Genomic DNA, 21,831 nt, shown 5'->3' with positions numbered 1-21,831 from the left:
CAGTATTATGGCAGTCGCTTTAAAAATATTAATAATGGACGATGATAAAATCGATTCCATAACGATCAGTCGCTCCATATCTCAGTCGGGCATTGTGGCAGAGGTCGATAGCGTTTTCTCTGCTAAAGAAGGAATAATAAAAATCGAATCCTTAGAATATGATTTAATCTTTTTAGATTATATGATGCCAGATACGGATGGCATTTCTTTTCTTAAAAAAATTCGTGATCGTGGTATTGAAACTCCCGTGATTTTTGTAACCTCTCAAGGAGACGAAAAAATTGCAAGTCAGGCGATATTAAGTGGTGCTTCTGATTACATCCCTAAAACTTTACTAACGCCTGATGGTGTATCTCAAAGCATTAGAAATGCGATGAAATTGCACGATAGTTTAAAGCAGCGAAAAATAACTGAATTAGCACTTAAAGTAAATTCAACGCGTCTTTTAGAAGCGCAGAAGTTAGCTAAAATTGGTAGTTGGGAATTTAATTTAGCTAATGATGAAATGTTTTTTTCAGATGAATTCTACACTATTTTTGAAGTTGATTGTGAGCAATCGTTATCAGTAGATTTTATTAAAACGTGTATTACAGACGAAAAAGACTTAGTGCGTTTTGAAAAAAATCTTTACGATGTAAAGACTACTAGAGCTGAAGTGCAGTTTTATCATGCTATAACAACTAAAGAAGGCAATATTAAATACATCAATCAATTTATTAAATGCTTGATTGATGAGAAAGATAAACCTTGTAAAATCCTAGGTACGATTCAAGATATTACAGAACAAAAGCGAACTGAATCAGAGCTTATTAAAGCTAAAGAATTAGCAGAGCAAGCTGTGATTATCAAAGAACAATTTCTAACTAATATGAGTCACGAAATACGTACTCCTATGAATGGAATCATTGGTTTTGCAAGAATACTTGAAAGCACTAGCTTAGATAATGATCAAAAACAAAGTGTTGAAGCTATTAAAAAAGCGAGTCAAAATTTAATGTATATCATTAACGATATACTTGACTTTTCTAAAATTGAAGCTAATAAAATGACTTTAGAAGAAGTTCGTTTTTCAGTATCAAAAACAGTTCATTCAGTAATTGAATTATTGGATTCAACCGCAAAAGATAAGGGCATTAAATTATTGTGTCAGATTAGTCCAAATGTATGTGATAATTTAATTGGCGATCCCACTAAGCTTTCTCAAATTTTGTTCAATTTAATTGGAAACGCTATAAAATTTACTGAGAAAGGATTTGTAGAATTGATAGTTAAAGAAGTAAAAAATACAGACTCAGACTGCTATTTGAAATTTTCGGTGACTGATAGCGGTATAGGTATTCCAAAAGATAAAATCGATTCTATATTTGAGAGTTTCAATCAAGCATCAAATGAAACTACAAGGAAATACGGCGGAACAGGACTTGGACTCACCATAACTCGTAAACTTGTTGAATTGCAAGGAGGTAAAATCAATGTAGAAAGTGTTATTGCTAAAGGAAGTGAATTTTCATTTTCATTAAAGTATGCTAAAGCCAAAGAGAGCGAAGGCAGAAATGATGACCACATTGAAGAGAAAATTTCAGCTGATTTCTTAAAAGATATAAATATACTTTTAGTAGAAGACAATGAGCTCAATCAACTTTTAGCAATCAAAGTTTTTAGAAAATGGAATAAAGAAATTGATGTTGCTGATAATGGTAAAATAGCAATTGATAAAATTGAAAACAATAGCTACGACATTATTTTAATGGACATTCAAATGCCAGAAATGGATGGGATTGAATTGACAAATCATATTAGAAATAATATGGGAGAAAAATCTACTATTCCAATAATTGCGCTAACAGCTCACGCTACAGTAGGAGAAGAGGCAAAATGTCTTGAAAATGGTATGGATGATTATTTATCTAAACCGTATGATTTTGATATTCTTTTAAATAAATTATACCAAAACTTAAATAGAAGAGTGGAAAAAAACATACCATTAAAAGAGGTGAAAAAGGAATTAAAAAGGGTAGAAAATTTAGTAAATTTCGAATATCTCCGAGATCTTGCAGATGGAGATACAGAATTTATGAAGACAATGATTTCGTTGTTTTTAAAGAATACGCCTCAGTCACTGGATTTAATTATGAACGCTTGTCATAGCGACGATATCCAAGTTTTGAAAGATGAAGTTCATAAATTAAAATCTTCGCTTAGTTTACTAGGAATAGTTAAGGCTTCTAGAGTTGTTGATGTAATAGAAAAAGAGATAGAAGATAGTCCACTATCGCAGAAAAGAAAGGACGAGGTAACGCATTTAAATCAAATATGTAATTCAGCTATGTTAGAATTGCAAGAGGTACACGCTTTCTAGAATTCTATTTTAAATTTAAAATTTTTAAAGTCTAACAATATCGGTCTGAAGTTTGTAGCATTTGTTATCTTACATTTTATATTATAATTTTTAAATTAATTATTATGAAAAAAATATTAATTGCTGAGGATGATGAAATGATGTTAAAAGCCATGGAATTTAAAATGGTAAAAGAAGGTTATGAAGTAATTTTATGCCAAAATGGCGAGATTGCTTTAGAGAAGATAATTTCTGAAAAGCCTGATTTAATAATATCGGATATTATGATGCCGTTTGTAAGCGGTTTAGATATTGTGAAAAGAGTAAAACTAGAACTTGCCTTATCAATCCCAATAATTATGTTATCAGCAGTGGGACTAGAAAAAACGGTTTTGGAAGCATTTGAGCTTGGCGCTGATGATTTTATCACCAAACCTTTTAGCCCCAACGAATTGTCGATTCGAGTAAAAAGACTATTACAAAAAAGATAAAAAATATATTTTCGAATATTTTAAACTATAAAAAAAACTCACTAATTCATAGAATCAGCGAGGTTTTTCAGCAATTTGATATAATTATTTATTGCAAAGGGAAGTTGGATTCAAAAGTTTTAAATCGATTATCTAAATCTTTGGTCAATTGTTTCTTCACTTTATCTTCTTTTATAAAACTGTAAGCGATACTATTATAAACAAATTGCTTAATATCAGCATAAGAAACGTCCTTGTACCTTTTTGCTAATAGCACATATTGTTCCGTCATATTGGTCCGCAAGATTCCTGCATCGTCAGTACTAATAACAATAGGAACGCCAAATTCCTTATACAATGTAAAAGGGTGACGACTATCTTTCACTTTTAAAATAAATTCATTACTCACTAAGTTTATTTCTATTGGAATTGCTTTTTTAGCCATGTAACGTAGCAAATTATAAGCATCTTTCTCATAAGCCATGCCAACACCGTGGCCGATGCGATTAGCTCCTGCAGTGTAAACTGCAGCGCCAATATGCCACGTTAATTCTTCAGGTTGAACTAGACCAAGAGTAAGTTCTCCAGCATGCATCGTATATTTTACATTTGGATATTTAGAATGGCAGTATTTGAACATTAACATGTGTAACCAGTAATCTTTCATTGAGGTTTCACCATCTTCTGGAGAAACTATATTAACTCCTGCCATTAGCTGACTTCCATCAGCAGATATGAAAGCGATTACTAAATTTTTAAATAAGTCAACCGGTTCCATAAATCGAAGTACAAAATTTTGATAACGCATTGTAAAACGAGCATCATCGATTTTCAAATCGTTATGCATTTTCGTAACAAAATTTATATTAAAACTTTTAGCATCATTCGCAGCACCTTTTTTAAGTAAAGAAGCGTAAACAGAATCTAATGCTTTGATGATTGCTTTTTCATCTTTTACCAGCGCTAATTTTCTCAAGCGAGTATTAAACGAACTCAGATCTTCAGTATTAATAGCGGTAGGAATTGTAGAGAGTTGCGTTTCAATGTAGCTTACGTTTTCTGAAATTGCTCTATTTTTTAATTCTAATAATCCTTGTCCAAAATTACCTTGAATCGCTGGCTCAAACTTCATAAAAGATTCAAAGAACAATTTATCAGAAGGGTAATCAACAAAATTATAATCCTTTACAGACCATTTTTGCATAATTTTTTGTTTGTAGTTCTCTAATGTGCCATTTTTTTTCAAAGTTGAAAATTGTGTCCAGTTCCCAGTTAGAGGTTTGTCCTGCAAAACATCCATCGTTTCAATATTAAGATAAAAATCATCCCTAATGGCTCGCTCTAACAATGGTTCAGCATAAATAGAACCAGAAAAGTGATGGTGTAAATCACCTCCTTTAGGCATTTGAGAAAAAAAAGCAGTCAATGCTACTTCATTATCTCTAATTTTTTCAAAATAGTCATTAGCTGACTGTGAATAAGAAGCAGAAAATAAAAGAGTAAAGAGTAACGTATATAGTAGTTTCATAGCCTATTTATTGTAGAAATTTTAAAAAACCAGTTTAATAGTGAACACGATTTTCTTAAAAAAATAAAATTTGTCAAAGATGAATATTTTTGATTGATTTTGAAAGCTTTAACGAGAAACTCTTATCATATCATCATGAATTTTGCTTTTTAAGCATCTGAAATCACTATTTTGCTAAAAAGCGTGTCATTTAGTGCTTTATTGATATTGGATAATAGTATTCAATATTCTAAAAGGTCTATAGCAACTCCATTATATCGATTAGGAGAACGCATTTAAAAGTTTTAGTTTTGCACTTCCAATAAAAACAGTTTGAGTATTGGGTTAAACCATGATTAATGATCTTCACTTCAGCTACTTTTTCTAATGTATTTCGAAAGTTTTTCTGTTTGTTAAATTATTGTACATCTCTATTTATCGTATGAAAAAAGTATTTAATTTATTTGATTTTTCTCAAAAAGTGAATTTTCGAACAGAAGTTCTAGCAGGCTTAACAGTTGCAATGACTATGATTCCAGAATCACTGTCGTTTGCAATATTAGCGGGTTTTCCGCCTTTAATGGGTTTGTACGCAGCTTTTATTGCGGGTTTAGTGACAGCAATATTTGGTGGTAGACCGGGAATGATATCTGGAGGAGCTGGAGCTACGGTTATTGTTTTGATAGCTTTAATGAAATCTCATGGATTAGAATATGTTTTTGCTGCAGTTGTTTTAGCTGGAGTTTTACAAATTTTAGTTGGTGTTTTTAAGTTGGGAAAATTTATTCGCTTAGTACCACAGCCTGTAATGTTTGGTTTTGTAAATGGTTTGGCGGTAATTATTTTTATATCTCAGCTAGAACAATTTAAAGTTGTCGTCAATGGAAATAAGGAATGGCTGACTGGAACTCCTTTCCTGATTATGGCTGGTTTAGTAATTCTGACAATTGCAATTATAATATTTTTACCTAAAATTACCAAAGCTTTACCTGCCTCATTAGTGGCAATTATAGTTGTATTTGCACTTGTCTTTTTCTTTGGAATCGAAACAAAAACAGTGCGCGACATTGCATCGATTAGCGGAGGTTTCCCACCGTTTCATATTCCTAATGTCGCGTTAAATTTTGAAATGTTAAAAGTTATATTTCCATACGCATTGATAATGGCATCTGTAGGTTTAACCGAAGGATTACTTACGTTAACTCTAGTAGATGAAATTACAGAGACAAAAGGAAATGGTAATAGAGAGTGTATTGCTCAAGGAAGTTCTAATATTTTAAATGGATTTTTCTTCGGAATGGGCGGTTGTCCTATGATTGCACAAACTTTAGTGAATCTATCGGCAGGTTCAAGAGCCCGTTTGTCAGGAATAATTGCTGCTTTAACAATTCTAATAATCATATTATTTGGAGCGCCAGTTATAGAGCGATTGCCTATGGCAGCTTTAGTTGGCGTAATGTTTATGGTTGCGATTGGAACTTTTGAATGGGCAAGTTTCCGAATTATAAATAAGATGCCGAAGCACGATATTTTTGTAGGTGTTCTAGTAGCAGTTATAACGATACTCTTGCATAATTTAGCATTAGCAGTTTTAATTGGAGTGGTAATTTCAGCGCTGGTATTTGCTTGGGAAAGTGCTAAACGAATTCGAGCTAAAAAATATATCGACGAGAGAGGAGTAAAGCACTACGAAATTTATGGTCCTTTATTCTTTGCCTCAACTACTGCTTTTTTAGAAAAATTTGATGTTTATAACGATCCAGTAGAAGTTATCATTGACTTTAAAGAAAGTAAAATAACCGATATGAGTGCAATAGACGCCGTCAATAAAATTACTGAGAAATACGCAAGGCTAAATAAAAAGGTGCATTTGCAACATTTAAGTTCTGACTGCAAAGCTTTACTTAAAAATGCAGACCAAATTATAGACGTAAACATATTAGAAGATCCAACATACAAAATCGTAATTGATTAATAAAAAAAGCTTCTTATTATTAAATGATTTTGCTTCCCTTTAAAAATAAGAAGTTTCAATTATCTAAAATATTTGAACTATTGCTTCATTGCTTCTGCTGCTAATCTACCTGTCTTCATCGCGGCGTTAATAGAACCATTTAAAAGATTGTCTCCACAAATATAAAGTACATCCGAGATCTTAATCTCTTCAGCTGAAATTTCATTCCTAACAGTTTGTTGAGTGGGAAGCGCATATTCTATTCGATACCCTTTTAACATTTTCCAACTATCTACTTTTTCGCCGTACCACTGTTTTAATTCCTGCTTCATATTTTGAGCTAAAGTTGCATCATCAAAAGCTGGTTTTCCATTATAAGAAACTGAAATAAGTACTTTCCCTGCTGGCGCATAGGCTTTAGAAACGTTAGAAATCACAGTCAAGTTATTTACAAACTTTTTTTGTTTTGATGCATTTAGTACTACAACAGCCTTTTTTGTTGGTGCTTCTGTGGCCTCAAAATAAATATTAGTCACCTGGTGTGACGTCATTTTTTGCTTTGGACTAAAGTTATGGGTCAATTGATTAGCTTCGGTAGCTAAAAGGATTTGGTTCGCTTCAAGAATAGTTCCATCTGCGATAATAATTTTATTACCTTCAATTGCAGTTACTTTAGTATTGCATCGAACGGTGTTTATTGGAAGCATGGTAACTAATTGCTTCGGAATTTCTTCCATACCTAATTCAGGAATAGCGACATCTCCATCAGAAAACATTTTCATTACAAAATCAAACATTCTTCTACTAGTATCTAATTTATTTTCTAAAAATATTCCAGACATAAAAGGTGCGTAAAAGCGCTCAATCATTTTTGGACTAAAACCGTATTCTATAAGTTGCTTGCTTGTTGTTTGTTCAGGTTGTTCGAAAATAGCATCTATAGATAGCTTTTGTAATCGATTTTTTAACCAAAGTGTATTTATTTTATCTTTCAATGTTCCTACCGGAGCAAAAAGAGTGGCTAACGCTGCTGACGGTCTACGGAAAGGATCTGCAATTTCAAACTGTCCGCCGTCATAGAGAACTGTCGCTCCAGGCAGCATTTTTTTTAAATTTAAGGTCGAATAATTTAGTAAGGATTTCGTCTCTGGATAAGCAGTTAAAAGGACTTGAAAACCTCTGTCGAGCAGAAAACCTTCATGCAAGTCCGTTTTTATTCTTCCGCCAGCACGTTCGCTTGCTTCTAAAACAAGAACTTTTCTACCAGCGCGATGCAAATGGACCGCAGCAGTTAATCCAGCAATTCCAGCACCTACAATTATTACGTCCTCTTTCATAATTTAAAAAAAATAATTTAAGACAAAAATAAGCTAAAATTTGTCATGGTATAGGATGAAAAATTTAAATGCAGTAACAGATTGTCTATTTAAATCCCGATATAAGATTTGTCGCAGTATTCAACTCTTTAACAGTTTCAATGAAATCGGTAAAACATGATTTTTTTATATTCGCTATTTCTGTAACTCCAACATTGACTATTTTTATGCGATTTTGTATAAAGTCAACTTATTTACTACTTGAATTTAAAAATACGTAAATAAAATCTCGAATCAATTTAAGTTGTCTATCAGGCTATTAAAGAAATCAATGTCTATGATCAAGATTTCTTATTTTCAATTTGTACTTTTGATAAAACTAATAAAAAGAACTAAAAGACTATCTATTATGAAAATTGTTATATCACCAGCTAAGTCCTTAAATTTCGATAAAGAATTACCAACAAAATTGCATACAGAATCTTTATTCCTAAAGGAATCAAGACAAGTTCAAAAAGTTTTAAAAGAGAAGAGTCCAACAGAATTAGCAGAGCTAATGAGTATTTCAGATAAATTAGCCGACTTGAATTGGAAGCGAAATCAAGACTGGAAAACTCCATTTACCAGCGCAAATGCTCGTCCAGCAGTTTACACATTTGATGGTGATGTGTATACTGGATTAGATGCTTACACAATTCCAGCAAATAAAATTGATGCTTTACAAGATCGTTTGAGAATACTTTCAGGATTATATGGCTTTTTGAAGCCACTTGATTTAATGCAAGCGTATCGTTTAGAAATGGGAACAAAATTGCCCATTGGTGAAAATCAGAATTTATATCATTTTTGGAAACCTACAATTACGGCTGCCTTAAATAAAGAACTTAAAGATGATGAGTTATTTGTAAATTTAGCTAGTAACGAATACTTCTCCGCTATCGATGTGAAAACTTTAAAAGTTCCAGTGATTACTCCTGAATTTAAAGACTATAAGGATGGAAAACTAAAGATTATTAGTTTCTATGCTAAAAAAGCGAGAGGAATGATGGTACGTTACATAATTGATACAAACGCCGAAACTATCGAAGACTTAAAAGGCTTTAATTACGACGGATACCAGTTCGATTCTAATTTATCTGAAGGCAATCAGTTGGTTTTCACAAGATAAAGTTTTTATATAAAATTAAATTGCCACTAAAATTTAAGACTCTTTTAGAATCGAAATTTAGTGGCAATTAATTTTAAACTATGTCGATTTTGAAATTTATTTTACACGTTCAGTCAAAGAAATACCTTTTCGTAAAAGCGGAAATCTATATCAATGCATTGCATCCGCAGGATTGATTTTGTTCTTACCTTTCTTAATCAGAAGAATGAAAGGAATGCACAATAAGAATAGCGCGCCTAGATATAAAAATATATCCATGTACGATAAAACCGCGCTTTGCAAAGTCACTTTTAAATCGATTGCTTTATAGGCTTTTGCCAGTGATTCATTTGTCGAATACCCTTTAGACATAAAACCTAACTGTAATTGCTGAATCGTTTTTTGTACTTCAAATGAGGTTTTGTCAAGATGTGCAATTAGATTTACGCGATGCTCTTGATTGAATCTCGCTAAGAAAGTGGTGATGATAGCAATTCCGAATGACCCTCCTAATTGGCGCATCATTCCAGTAAAAGCTGCTCCTTCACCAATACTTTTTCCTTTTAAAGTTGATAGTGAAAGTGTCGTAATTGGTACAAAAAGTAAACCTAATCCAATTCCTCTTAATATTAGCGGCCAAAACATATGCTCTTCACCTGAATCTGGTGTGATAACGTTTTGCATCCAAAAAGTAAATAAGAAAAACGCAAGAAATCCTGCTGCTACCATATACGTCTGTGGAACACCACGCTGAATCATTTTACCTATGAAAGGCATCATAATTCCGGTAGTAATAGAACTTGGAATTAAAAGTAAACCTGCATCTAAAGCACTCCAACCTAAAACCGACTGGGTGTAAATAGGAATAATAAATGTAGATCCATACAATCCAAATCCAAGTATGAAACACATAATAGTTCCAACTCTTAAGTTAGTGTCCTTTAAAACTCTTAAATTAACAATAGGATGCTCGTATGTAAGTTCTCTCCATATAAAAAGTATCAAACCAAAAACGGTTACAACACTCAAAGCCACAATGATCATATCATTAAACCAATCGTCTTGTTGACCATGCTCTAAAACATATTGAAGCGAACCAATAAATGACGACAAGAGAATGATTCCCCACCAATCCACTTGACTTGCTTTTAGCTTAGCACCGTAATTAGGGCTTTTGACAAATGATAACGTTAATAAAGTCGCTATAATTCCCAGAGGAATGTTGATGTAAAATATATAGGGCCATGAAAAGTGATCTACAATATAACCTCCTAATGGCGGACCAAGGGTAGGACCCACGATTACACCCATTCCGTAGATAGCTTGAGCCATTCCACGTTTTGCCATTGGGTAACTCTCTGTAATTATGGTTTGTGCTGTTACTAATAAGGCACCTCCACCAAGTCCTTGAACGAATCTAAAAGCAACTAATTCCCAAATATTGTCAGCATTACCGCATAAAAAAGAGGCAACTGTAAATATTATTATTGAGGCTGCAAAATAGTTTCGGCGTCCAAACTGCTGCGAAAGCCAGCTCGTCATTGGAATTACAATTACGTTTGCAATTGCATAAGCAGTTATAACCCAAGCTACATCAGTTAGAGACGCACCAAGGCTACCTCGCATATTATTTAGAGCTACATTTACAATTGTAGTATCTACAATTTCAAGCATAGCGCATAGTACGGCCGTAATGGTTATTATGACTCTTCTAAAGCCATATTCTACTAAATCATCGTCTCCGTTTTCTGCCATCTTTATACTAAATTCTAAACTATAATTTTATTGAATAACAAATCATTTTGGCTCTTTTGAAAATGCCAATAATTATTTTAATCTAAGTGCACATCTACATCAACGTTCATTCCTGCACGTAATAATTTTATTTTTTCAGGATCATTTGAGCTATTCAAGTTTATTTTAACGGGTAGTCTCTGTATTGTTTTAACAAAATTTCCTGTTGCATTATCAGGAGGTAATAATGAAAAACGAGAACCAGTTGCAGGAGAAAAAGAAGTGATTGTTCCTTCAAAATCATAACCTGGATAGGCATCAACTTTTACAGTTACTTTCTGTCCAATGATCATTTTGTTCAATTGGGTTTCTTTGAAATTAGCAATTACCCACGCTTCTTTATTATTAATGATGTAGAATAATGATTGACCTGGTTGCACGAGTTGACCTGGTTGTATATCAATTTTTGAGACTTGACCGTCAATTGCAGCTGTAATTATAGTGTAACTTAAATTTAATTTAGCAGCGTCAAGCATTGCTTTTGCTCTTTTTATATTGGCTGCAGCCACTTCAGTTTGTTTGTTAGAAACTTTAGATTTGGCTACAATCACTGATTTTTGGAATGCACTCGCTCTTTGTTGCTGTTGTAAAACACGTACTTGGCTTTCTGCTTCCAGTTTTGCTGCAAGTGCCTGCTCATACTGTTGCTTTGTTATAGTGCGACTTTTATATAAATTGTCATAGCGATTGTAATCACTTGTAACACGATCTAATCTAATTTTTGCCGATTCAATATTTCCGCCAGCAGATTGCACATTCGCATCAGAAACCGAAATACTTGCTAAAGCACTTCCAATGTCAGCTTTAGAAACTTCAAAACTACCTTCAGCTCCCACCATTGCAGCATTTGCTTCTTCAATTTTTAATAAGTAATCTCTTTTATCAATTGTAAAAAGGGTATCTCCTTTTTTTACATAATCATTATCCTTGATATACACTTTGTCAACATATCCTGAAACTCTTGGAATAATAGGATTCATATTTTTTTCAATTTGCGCATCATCTGTTTCCTCGTGTGACTGCGCATGAAGGTATTTATATGTTCCATAGCTTCCACCCAAAACCACTAAAGACACTAGGATAATAATAAATTTTGTATTTGTTTTCTTCTTTTCCATAGGACTTAATTATTTTTGAGCAACGTTGAAGGTTTGTGATAATTGGCCAGTTACAGATAGTAACTCGTAGTATTTTTGGATTGTATTGGCTTTCGCCAAAGCTTTATTAATTTTAGAACTCAATTGTTCTACATCAGCTTCCAGTAAGTCATTTGTATCTGAGAGACCGTTGTCGTATTTGTCTTTTACAATTCGGTAATTCTCAGTAGATTGTTCTTCTGCTTCACCGTAAACTACACTTTGTTTTAAAGCTAAATCGTAATCTTCAATCGCTTTTTTAACCTGTATTTTGATGTAATCAGTTAGCATAGATTCAGAATTTTGAACTTCCTCAAATTTACTTTCTGCTAATTTGACTAGCGTACCGTTTTTAAGAATCGCACTCAAATCGTAAGAAATTCCTACGCCAATATTCATAGCATTTTTGACAGCAATAACGTTGTGAAGGTCAAGCGCTGTGTAACCTCCTATAATGGCAATAACCGGATAGTAAGATCCTTTTGCTATTTTAATATTTGCTTCACTTGCTTTTCCTTGAAATCGAAGCGCTTCTAAATCTTTCCTGTTTTCAAGAGCAGGTAATTCATTTGTGGGTACATTAGTCATTTGGAAATCAACAAAATCCTCCTCGCGAACGAATAGTTTAGTATTCGGGTTTAATTTTAAAAGCGTAACCAGATAAAAGTTGATTATTTTTAAATTATTATTCGACTCGTCTAATGAAAGTTGAATTTTTGAAGTCTGTAACTTTGATTTTAGTAAATCATTTCTGGGAATGATACCGTTTTTTTCTAATTCGATAAAATCTTTCACCCGTTGCTGCGCACTTTTTTGATTTTCTTTTAGCAGTTCTATTGTTTTTTGTGCTTTATACAAACTCGCATAATAATCAATAACTTTGACAGCTATTTCTTCTTTAGTTTGCGAAGCAGTCGCCATTTCTGCCTGATATAAATTCTCGTAAGCTGCAATACTATTTTGAATTTTAAAACCAGAAAATACAGGAAGGCTTGCGTTTAATTGACCTATCATTAATTGATCAACCACCGGTAGCGCTTGTTGCGTGGCAGAGGCATTTTGATTAATTTTAAAATTAACCGAAGCATTTGCTAATCTTTGATATTGACCTGAAAGTTTTAAATCGGGATATTGATTATTTTTAGTTGACTGCAATTCGTATTTCTTACTTTTTACTTTCGTATTAGCAAGCGTAACTTCGTTGCTTTTGTTCCAAGCCATATTAATGGCTTCGGTCAATGTTAAACTTGTTTTTTCTTGTGCCTCCAAAGTAGAAATTCCAATAAAGAAAATCCCGAAGAGCATGAATTGACTAACTTTCATAAATTAGAAGTGCTTTAATTGTTTGTTGAATGTGCTTTGTCAAATTAGTTTCAATATAATTGTTATACAAATTTTCTGTTTTTAAATTCAGTAAATTCTCGAAGAATGGTTTGTTCATGTGAAAGTGAAAAAAAGTACCCAAAATGGTAGGAGTGATAAGAGGAATAATTATATCCTTTCTAAAAACACCTTTTCTCTGACCTTCCTCAATAATTGTCTCTAAGGATTTTAAATTTCCTTTCTTGAGTTCAGAAATAGCGTTTAAGTTTTGCTCTCTCTTTTTCGAAGCAAATTCGAAATGTAAAATTCTATATATTCCTCTATTGCTATTAATTCTATTGATGTATAACTCAATAAGTTTATTAACTTTTTCTATAGGTTCAATTTCCTCTTTTAGTAAGTTTTCCAACTGGTTTTTTAGATCAGAGGTCCTATATATAATAAGTGATTCTAGTAGTCGTTCCTTAGATCCAAAGTAATAAGAAACCATGGCAATATTAATTTTTGCCAATTTTGCAATATTCCGAATAGAAGTTCCGTCAAATCCTTTTTCTGAAAAAAGAATCTCAGCAACTTCGAGAATTTGGATTTGTTTATCGTTAAAATTACTTTTCAAGGTGAAGGGATTATTTCGAAAACAAAATTAAACAAGCGTTTAAATTAAACAACTGTTTAATTAATATTTTAACTTTATTTTAACAATATTTTACGCGTTTGTTTGAGATATAAATAACTTTAATAATATTTTTATATTATTGATTTATAGTTAATTAAGTAAATTTATTTTCAATTTAGTAAATTGAATTCGAGAATTAAAAGTGCGCAAATGTTAATCAAAAACTTGATCGCTTAGGTCCTTAAAAACAAAAAATTATAATATTAAGGAAGATGATTTACTTTTTTTAAAAGTTAAAATTAATTTATTTATGAACGTTCATTCTTTTTTAATTTATCTTTGCGCTATTAAATGGAATACAATGAAAAAACCTGCTACTACTTTTATGTCCGTAATTTCAGTGATAATTAGTTTTTTTATGATTTATGCTGGCATGATGCATTTTGTTGATCCGGAATTATTTACCCCTTACGTTCCAAAATTTCTAAAATATGATTTGGCTATAATTTACATTTCAGGTGTCGTAGAAATTATAATAGGTACTCTAATTTTATTCACTAAATATCGGGGTATTGGGTCAGTTGCACTTTTTATACTTCTACTTACCTTTTTACCTATTCATCTTTGGGATGTAATTTTAGAGCAACCAATAATAGGTAGTAAAGTTAAAGCTGTGGTTAGACTTTCACTTCAATTTCTGTTTATAGCATTAGCTTGGGAATTAAAGACTATCTATTTTAATAAAAAATAATATGGCATTACTGCAAAAAAGTATTGAGAAACGTGATGCGCTTTTAAAAGCTACATTATGTCTTGTTAATAATGGAGGAATTCAAGAAGCTTCGATGGCGAAAGTCGCTAAGCTTGCTAATGTTTCTCCAGCAACTATATATCTGTATTTTGACTCCAAGCAAGATATGGTGAATCAATTGTATCTGGATGTTAAACAGTCTTTCACAGACGCTGCTTTTAAAAATTTACTAACTGATAGCTCGGTCAAAGAAAATTTTGAAAAGATTTGGTTTAACATGGTTGATTTTAAGTTACACCAAAAAGAAGAGGCTTCTTTTTTATCGCAATGTGATAATACGCCTATGATTGATGAGCAAACTAGGCAAAAAGGGTTAACATTTTTAACTCCTCTTTTTGATCTATGGATAAAGGGTAAGCAACAAGGTATTATAAAAGAATTGTCACCATATCTACTTTATGCCTTCACAATTTATCCACTAGCTTTCTTAATGAACATGGAAAATAGAAAGTTATGTGAGTTGGGTGATGCTGTTTTAAAAGATGCTTACCAAGCGGCATGGGATAGCATCAAAATTTAAATGAATTATAAGTTAAAATTAAATAATTAAATAAAATCTAAATGGAATTAATAGATAGATTGAAGTGGCGTTACGCTGCAAAAGCGATGAATGGACAAAAAGTATCGCAGGAAAAAGTAGATAGGATTATTGAGGCAGCCTCATTAGCACCAACTTCTAGCGGATTACAACCATTTGAAATTATGGTGATTACGAATCAAGAGATTAAAGAAAAAATTAGAGAAATAGGTTGGAAGCAGTCTGTTATAACTGACTGTTCGCATTTACTTGTATTTGCTGCATGGGATAATTATACTGCAGAACGTATTAATAAAGTGTTTGATCTTACCAATGAAATTAGAGGTTTTAAAAATGAAGGTTTTGAAAATTACCGTCAGATGCTTTTAGGACTTTATCCACAAAGAGATCCTGAAGTAAACTTTCAGCACGCTGCGAGGCAAGCGTACATTTCTTTTTCACAAGCGATTGCAGCAGCTGCTTTTGAAGAGGTTGATAGCACACCTATTGAAGGATTTGATGAGAATGCATTAGATGAAATTTTAGGATTAAGAGCAAAAGGTTTGAGAAGTTGTGTAATCTTACCTTTAGGGTATAGAGACGCTGCAAATGATTGGTTGGTAAACTTAGCTAAAGTAAGAAAGAGTAAAGAAGAATTAGTGACGCTGATTGATTAGTAATTTACGTTTATTATATACAATAGCCTTTCTTCACTGAAGGGCTATTTTTTTTATACCTAATTAAAAAAATATTCTAAATCATGTTTTGATTTGCTTTCAAATTGTGAATATCTATTTTACAATAGTTACACTTTTTTAGCATTAAAATCTATCTTTGACTTCCTTAAAATAAAAGACAGATGAGCACAATTTGGTACGAATGCAAAGTAAAATATAGAAAAACTGATGAAACTGGCGCACAGAAGATAACAACTGAACCTTATTTAGTTGACGCGTTATCATATACAGAAGCAGAAAGCAGAATTACAGAAGAAATGTCAGCTTACATTAGTGAAGAATTTAAAATTACTAATATAAAAATGGCTAATTATGCGGAAATACATTCTTTCGAAAATGCTGATCGCTGGTTTAAATCTAAAGTTTCATTATTAGCTTACGATGAAGAAAGCGGAAAAGAGCGTAAAACTAGTATGTATTTATTGATACAAGCTAATGATGTAAAAGAAGCTTTTGAAAATACGACTGGAGTTATGAAAGGCACTATGGGTGATTATACAATTCCTGCTATTTCCGAATCTCCTATTATGGATGTATTTCCTTATTTTTCAGGTGAAGAGGGAGAATTAGAGCAGTTAGAAAAGTTCAATGCTTTGAAAGCATCAAAACCTGAAATTGTTGAAGTCGAAGATCACATGGAATTTGTTGAAGAAAAAGAAGAGGAAGTAACTGCTTAGATTTAATTCGGCAGTGATTTTACTTTCATTACTACTGTCATAACAGATTTTGCAAAACACAATTAAATAAAAAAGCCGTTGCACCTATTTTGTGCAACGGCTTTTAAAGAATAAATAATAACCTTATTTAGGCATAACTACTGTATCAATAGCGTGGATTACTCCGTTTGAAGCAGCTACATCAGCAAGAATTACTGTTGACATTCCACCGTTAGCATCTTCTAACATTACTTTTCCATCTTTTAAGCTCAAGTTGATTTTTCCACCTTGAACAGTTGTAACAGTATATTTTCCGTTATTTTTTTCGATAGCATCCATTACTGATGCAGCATCAAATTTCCCTGCAACAACGTGGTACGTTAAAACAGATTTCAATTTCTCTAAATTTTCTGGTTTCAATAGGTTATCTACTGTTCCAGCTGGTAATTTAGCAAATGCAGCATCGTTTGGTGCAAATACTGTAAATGGACCTGTTCCGCTTAGTGTTTCAACTAATCCTGCTGCTTTAACCGCTGCTACTAGAGTTGAAAAATCTGCATTTCCTGCAGCTACGTCTACAATGTTTCCTGTTTCAGCAACAGCCATTGTGTCCATTTCTACTGCTGTAGTGTCCGCCATCTCTGTCGAATCAGCTGTTTTTTTCTCTCCGCAAGAAGTAGTTATTACTCCCATTAATACAAATGCTCCAATTGTTTTTGCTAATTTCATAGTTTTTATTTTAAGTTTTAATAAATTAAGATGGTCAAAGATAATTATTTATTTGGTTTGTTTAAGTTTTTTAACAAAAAATTAAACAAATTAGTAAATAAAAAAATGGCATGCGCTGTGAGGGCTGATTATCAAAGGATTTTAAAATAATTCAAACGAAATATTTTTTCGTAATATGCACTATAAATATTTATTTAGGTGTTTATAGACCCACTAAACCAGCCTTTGCAATACGTACATCTTCGCTTCCATGTGCTCCACCGACACCAATTCCTCCTACAACGACACCATCAATATAAATAGGAATGCCGCCATCCATCATCAATATGTTCTCATCCAGAAATCTAATATCGTCCGGAATGCTACCGTCTTTCAATCCTTTAGCAATTTCAGCGGTTTCTCTTTTTTGGGAACAAGCTGTATATGCTTTTTTATAACTGGCTCTAATAGTATGAACTCCTGCATTATGGTGACGCAAGACTGCTAATGTTTGCCCGGACTTATCGACTACAGTTATGGTAACAAATAATCCATCTTTTTCTGCTTGCGCAAAAGCTTTCTGTAATATAGTGTTAGCAGTTGTTCCTGTAAGTACGGGTTGCTGTGTGAATTTCTCTTGTGCGTTTGTCATCATTGTGATAAATAATACTAAAATTAGCGTTGTTGTTTTAATCATTGCTTTTACTCCTTTTTATAAATTGCTTTTAATTTGGTTTCCTATCAAGATTGTTTTTCTTCTTATAACTTCAAGCATATATAATATGAGATGTAATCAAGTTAAAGTGTAAATACTATTAAACAATGCGAATCCATAATCTCTGAAAATCGAATTACTGTAATTTTGATAGATACCAAATAGAACAAAATTTATTTATTAATACAACAAGTTTATAAATACTTTAATAAATTTAAATTATCATCTAAAAGTATAACGAGTTGCTCATCTTTATCTTGATATTCAGTTTTAATTAAAGGGCATTCTTTTCCGGGAATACATTATTTACAATGTTCTTTTAAATGTTTTTAAATGTAAAAATCAACATGGCAATCTGTTTGAAAAACAAAATGTTGCATATCGAGAAACAGTTTTCCCGAAAAGTATTCGAAAAAGATTAGCAGTAGAAGCAAGGTCTTATATAGGATGGATGAAATATAAAACCGATGATAGTTCAGTAAATGGGATTGACAAATTTGGCGAAAGCGCAGCTGTAGAACAAATGATGGAAGAATATGGTTTTTCGATAGCAAATGTAGTAAAGCAAGCAAGAGCGTTACTATCTTGATTTATCCAATTAAGAATCCTCAAAGTTTGTAATTTTTAATATCAGAATATAGAAAGCATTTAGAAGAACTAAAAAGTTAGTATCAGCAGAATTCAGATCATAAATAGCGATGCTATAAAAGAAAAACTATAAGCGGAAGGCATTGAAAAATTCAATTAAGATGATGAAAAATTGAGCGAAAGTATTGCTGATCAAAAATGTAAAAATAAATAAATCTATGAGTGATTTTGATGCAACAAAAATAAAAGTGATCTTTATGGATAATGGTGGCGTATTGCTGATCAATGGTGAGGGATATAAGTTGCGCCAGAAAGCAGCACAAATTTTTGATTATTAACAAATTGAAATTCCTCAAGTTGCCCCCAATTAATGTCCTTATTTTGATGACGTAGCAATGCTAGTAGATGCAGCTAAAAAACTGGGAATGAATACGATTCTTAATCAAAATTTTGAAACAACTAAAAAGATTCTAGAAAATTTTACACAAACATAAAGCTAATATGAAATTAGATAACGAAAATGCATTTGGAATGATCGGTCTCGGTACAATGGGTTCTAATCTATTGCAAAACATTGCAGACAACGGTTACAATTGTGCTGGCTATGATAATAGCGCCGATAAAGTTGATAGCCTAAACAATTTAAAGAGAGATACAATTCAAGGTTTTTCAGATTTAAAAACTTTTGCAAAGAGTTTAAAAAGTCCAAGAATAGTAATGATGTTAGTACCTGCGGGAAAGATTGTGGACAATGTGATAGAGGAATTACTACTAGTTCTAGAAAAAGGCGATATTATAATTGATGGTGGAAACTCTCATTTTACAGACACTGAGCGTAGAAATATATCTTTGAAGGAAACAGGATATCATTTCATAGGGATGGGTGTTTCTGGAGGTGAAGAAGGAGCTCGTAAAGGTCCGAGTATGATGCCAGGAGGTGATAAAAAAGCGTATGAAATAGTAGAGCCAATTCTAAAAAAGATTGCTGCAAATGTAAATGGAGATGCCACAGTTGCTTATATGGGGGAGCGATCTGCTGGGCATTTTGTAAAAATGGTTCATAACGGAATTGAATATGCATTGATGCAATTGATTTCTGAGACTTATGAAATTTTAAAAAACGGATTAAAATATAGTGATGAAGAAATTCATGACGTATTCAAAATATGGAACGAAGGCCGACTGCAATCCTATTTATTAGATATTACACGTGATATTTTTGCTTTTAAAAATGAAGGAGAGTCAGTTGCTTTAGTGAATTATATTAGCGATCAAGCTAAAGCCAAAGGAACAGGAAAATGGACTTCTCAAGCAGCAATGGATCTTAATTGTCCCATACCTACGATAGATATTTCAGTTTCTATGAGAGATCTTTCCCATTACAAAGACTTGAGAGTTAAAGCTTCAAAAATGTATCCAAGTGATGACAATCTGCAATATGACGATAAAGGAAAGGACTACATTACTGCACTAGAAAATGCTTTCTATTTCTCTATGGTTTCTGCTTATGCTCAAGGAATGCATCTGTTGTTCAAAGCTAATGAAGAGTTTAAATACGATTTAAACTTAGATTTAATTGCAAAAATATGGCGTGGAGGTTGTATCATACGATCTGCTTTTCTCGAAGATATTTTTGCAGCTTATCAAATAGATTCTAAATTAGAACATTTATTTTTAGATGATTTTATTCACAATAACCTAACAAAATGTATAGCTGGAATTCGTACTATCGTTTCAGATGCTGTTATGCAGGGAATCGCCATACCTGCTTTTTCTGCATCTTTAAGTTATTTCGATAATTTCAGATGTGCTAGTATGCCAACAAATCTTATTCAAGCACAACGCGATTATTTTGGAGCGCATACTTATGAGTTAATTGGAAAAGAAGGTGTCTTTCATACGATCTGGGAAATAAATAACAAAACAGAACAAAGCGATTTAATCTCTTAAAATAAAGGTTTCAATACATATCAATTATGCGAAAATCGGCTAATAAAAAAGCAAAGTCAACCATATTTATCATATTCGGTGGTACCGGGGATTTGACGAAACGAAAAATAATGCCAGCTCTTTATAATCTATTTTTAGATGGTTGGTTACCAGAGAAATTTGCAATCATTGGGACATCGTCCACTAAAATGAATGATGTAAAATATAAAGGCGAATTACTTGCTTCAGTAAACGAATTCTCTCGTAAAGGAAAATCAAAAAAAGAAGAGTGGTCAGAATTTGCATCTAATATATTTCATCAAGCAGCTGATATTACTGATGCTTCAACTTTTAAACCCTTTGGTGATTACATTGAGAAATTCAAAAAGGAGTGGGAAGAGGAGACTCCATCAGTGGTATATTATTGCGCTGTTGCTCCACACTTTTTTTGTACCATTGCTCACAATATTTTAATTGCGAAATTAGACAACAGTCCTGAAACTGCTCGAATCGTTATCGAAAAACCATTTGGCACCGACCTTGAATCGGCAAAGGCGCTTAATGCAAAACTGTTAACATTATTTCAGGAAAATCAGATTTATAGAATTGACCATTATTTAGGTAAAGAGGTTGTTCAAAATATAATGGCTTTCCGTTTTGCTAATTCGATTATGGAGCCACTATGGAACAGAAATCATATCGAACATGTTCAGATTTCGGTAACGGAACAAATAGGTATTGGAACTAGAGGAAAATATTTTGAGCAAGCTGGAATTTTGAGAGATATGATTCAAAACCATCTTCTACAATTGCTCTGTATTATTGCAATGGAACCACCTGTAAACTTTGATGCTGATGAGGTTCGCAATCGGAAAGTTGATATTTTAAAGGCAATGCGTAAAATCGTACCTAGCGAAATTGATTCCATGTCTGCTAGAGGTCAATATGGTTCTGGATGGATCGAAGGCAAGGAAGTAATTGGGTATCGTGAGGAAGAAAATGTAGAACCACATTCCAACACTGAAACTTTTGCGGCTCTCAAACTATATGTTGATAACTGGCGCTGGCAAGGTGTTCCTTTTTATTTGCGTACAGGTAAAAGGCTGTTTAAATCGGCTTCTCAAATTACAATTCAGTTCAAAGAAGTTCCTCATAATATTTTCCATTGTGAAGAAGGTAATACTCCTAAAAAGAACCGATTAGTTATTAGTATTCAGCCAGATATGGCTATTCAGTTTCAGTTGCAAAGTAAAAGTCCAGGTCTCGAGATGAATCTTAATTCAATGAATATGATTTTTGATTATTCTGGTGTCGCTAAATCAGAAACGCCAGAAGCTTATGAAACGTTGCTTTTAGATATTATTTCTGGAGATCAAACGCTCTTCATGCGTGCAGATCAAGTGGAGGAAGCTTGGGAATTAATTATGCCAGTCCTTAATTTTTGGGAAAATAGTAAAACAGCCGATTTTCCAAATTATCCAGCTGACTCTTGGGGACCAGAAAATGCAGAGGCGCTAATTGCAAGAGATGGCTATCATTGGTTTAACCTTCCAGAAAAAAGTAAATAAA

19 protein-coding genes are annotated in these 21,831 nt (G+C 32.7%); 11 read left to right on the top strand and 8 right to left on the bottom strand.

Translation table 11 applies throughout. The annotated features are described in order from the left end of the window. Window positions 1-7: 7 nt before the first annotated feature. Window positions 8-2,359: a response regulator gene (locus BC961_RS09185; RefSeq protein WP_121925543.1), complete on the top strand. Its 2,352-nt coding sequence runs from the start codon at window positions 8-10 to the stop codon at window positions 2,357-2,359. 104 nt (window positions 2,360-2,463) lie between these two features. Then, window positions 2,464-2,829, top strand: coding sequence for a response regulator transcription factor (locus BC961_RS09180; RefSeq protein ID WP_121925542.1), 366 nt, complete (start codon window positions 2,464-2,466; stop codon window positions 2,827-2,829). Between the two features lie 88 nt (window positions 2,830-2,917). On the opposite strand, the gene BC961_RS09175 is transcribed toward BC961_RS09180, so the two are convergent. Beyond that, window positions 2,918-4,336, bottom strand: coding sequence for an amidohydrolase family protein (locus BC961_RS09175; protein ID WP_121925541.1), 1,419 nt, complete (start codon window positions 4,334-4,336; stop codon window positions 2,918-2,920). Between the two features lie 421 nt (window positions 4,337-4,757). Between BC961_RS09175 and BC961_RS09170 the strand changes: the two genes are divergently transcribed. Then, window positions 4,758-6,290: a SulP family inorganic anion transporter gene (locus BC961_RS09170; protein ID WP_121925540.1), complete on the top strand. Its 1,533-nt coding sequence runs from the start codon at window positions 4,758-4,760 to the stop codon at window positions 6,288-6,290. Between the two features lie 77 nt (window positions 6,291-6,367). On the opposite strand, the gene BC961_RS09165 is transcribed toward BC961_RS09170, so the two are convergent. Next, window positions 6,368-7,606, bottom strand: a complete 1,239-nt coding sequence (locus BC961_RS09165) for a protoporphyrinogen/coproporphyrinogen oxidase (RefSeq protein WP_121925539.1) — start codon at window positions 7,604-7,606, stop codon at window positions 6,368-6,370. Window positions 7,607-7,994: 388 nt separating this feature from the next. Here BC961_RS09165 and yaaA point away from each other — a divergent pair, with 388 nt between their 5' ends. After that, complete coding sequence (yaaA, locus tag BC961_RS09160) at window positions 7,995-8,753, top strand: peroxide stress protein YaaA (RefSeq protein WP_121925703.1); 759 nt, start codon at window positions 7,995-7,997, stop codon at window positions 8,751-8,753. A gap of 150 nt (window positions 8,754-8,903) precedes the next feature. Here yaaA and BC961_RS09155 read toward each other — a convergent pair whose 3' ends face one another. The 4 genes from BC961_RS09155 to BC961_RS09140 all read right to left on the bottom strand — a co-directional run bounded on the left by BC961_RS09155 (window position 8,904) and on the right by BC961_RS09140 (window position 13,601). Beyond that, window positions 8,904-10,487 (bottom strand): DHA2 family efflux MFS transporter permease subunit, encoded by a 1,584-nt coding sequence (locus tag BC961_RS09155; RefSeq protein ID WP_121925538.1) that lies wholly within the window; start codon window positions 10,485-10,487, stop codon window positions 8,904-8,906. 77 nt (window positions 10,488-10,564) lie between these two features. After that, entirely contained in the window at window positions 10,565-11,644 is a 1,080-nt protein-coding gene (locus BC961_RS09150; RefSeq protein ID WP_121925537.1) for an HlyD family secretion protein, read from the bottom strand. Window positions 11,645-11,653: 9 nt separating this feature from the next. After that, the gene (locus tag BC961_RS09145) at window positions 11,654-12,985 is read right to left on the bottom strand and encodes a TolC family protein (RefSeq protein WP_121925536.1); all 1,332 of its coding nucleotides are present in this window, start codon (window positions 12,983-12,985) and stop codon (window positions 11,654-11,656) included. Continuing rightward, window positions 12,975-13,601, bottom strand: a complete 627-nt coding sequence (locus BC961_RS09140) for a TetR/AcrR family transcriptional regulator (protein ID WP_121925535.1) — start codon at window positions 13,599-13,601, stop codon at window positions 12,975-12,977. Before BC961_RS09140 ends, BC961_RS09145 begins: the two co-directional genes overlap by 11 nt. Before the next feature lie 361 nt (window positions 13,602-13,962). Between BC961_RS09140 and BC961_RS09135 the strand changes: the two genes are divergently transcribed. From BC961_RS09135 to BC961_RS09120, 4 genes are all read left to right on the top strand, one after another. After that, a complete protein-coding gene (locus BC961_RS09135; protein WP_121925534.1) occupies window positions 13,963-14,352 on the top strand; it encodes a DoxX family protein in 390 nt (129 codons plus the stop codon). A gap of 1 nt (window position 14,353) precedes the next feature. Next, on the top strand, window positions 14,354-14,932 hold the full coding sequence (locus tag BC961_RS09130; protein ID WP_121925533.1) for a TetR/AcrR family transcriptional regulator: 579 nt from the start codon (window positions 14,354-14,356) through the stop codon (window positions 14,930-14,932). A 41-nt stretch (window positions 14,933-14,973) separates the two neighbouring features. Continuing rightward, on the top strand, window positions 14,974-15,606 hold the full coding sequence (locus BC961_RS09125; protein WP_121925532.1) for a nitroreductase family protein: 633 nt from the start codon (window positions 14,974-14,976) through the stop codon (window positions 15,604-15,606). A 182-nt stretch (window positions 15,607-15,788) separates the two neighbouring features. Further along, on the top strand, window positions 15,789-16,343 hold the full coding sequence (locus BC961_RS09120) for a DUF4494 domain-containing protein (RefSeq protein WP_121925531.1): 555 nt from the start codon (window positions 15,789-15,791) through the stop codon (window positions 16,341-16,343). A gap of 123 nt (window positions 16,344-16,466) precedes the next feature. Here the strand turns inward: BC961_RS09120 and BC961_RS09115 are convergent, their stop codons facing one another. Both BC961_RS09115 and BC961_RS09110 read right to left on the bottom strand, forming a co-directional pair. Further along, the gene (locus BC961_RS09115) at window positions 16,467-17,051 is read right to left on the bottom strand and encodes a fasciclin domain-containing protein (RefSeq protein WP_121925530.1); all 585 of its coding nucleotides are present in this window, start codon (window positions 17,049-17,051) and stop codon (window positions 16,467-16,469) included. Between the two features lie 202 nt (window positions 17,052-17,253). Further along, complete coding sequence (locus BC961_RS09110; RefSeq protein WP_245980866.1) at window positions 17,254-17,727, bottom strand: GlcG/HbpS family heme-binding protein; 474 nt, start codon at window positions 17,725-17,727, stop codon at window positions 17,254-17,256. 301 nt (window positions 17,728-18,028) lie between these two features. On the opposite strand from BC961_RS09110, the gene BC961_RS14955 reads away from it, so the two are divergent. The 3 genes from BC961_RS14955 to zwf all read left to right on the top strand — a co-directional run bounded on the left by BC961_RS14955 (window position 18,029) and on the right by zwf (window position 21,830). Continuing rightward, window positions 18,029-18,334: a transketolase-like TK C-terminal-containing protein gene (locus BC961_RS14955; RefSeq protein WP_394345444.1), complete on the top strand. Its 306-nt coding sequence runs from the start codon at window positions 18,029-18,031 to the stop codon at window positions 18,332-18,334. Between the two features lie 500 nt (window positions 18,335-18,834). Beyond that, window positions 18,835-20,283, top strand: a complete 1,449-nt coding sequence (gndA, locus tag BC961_RS09105) for an NADP-dependent phosphogluconate dehydrogenase (RefSeq protein WP_121925529.1) — start codon at window positions 18,835-18,837, stop codon at window positions 20,281-20,283. Window positions 20,284-20,309: 26 nt separating this feature from the next. Continuing rightward, window positions 20,310-21,830: a glucose-6-phosphate dehydrogenase gene (zwf, locus tag BC961_RS09100; RefSeq protein ID WP_121925528.1), complete on the top strand. Its 1,521-nt coding sequence runs from the start codon at window positions 20,310-20,312 to the stop codon at window positions 21,828-21,830. Window position 21,831: the final 1 nt, after the last annotated feature.

This window comes from Flavobacterium weaverense (assembly GCF_003688495.1).
Lineage (GTDB): Bacteria > Bacteroidota > Bacteroidia > Flavobacteriales > Flavobacteriaceae > Flavobacterium > Flavobacterium weaverense.
The sequence above is the reverse complement of the archived record's forward strand: the minus strand, read 5'-3'. Positions and strand labels throughout refer to the sequence as shown.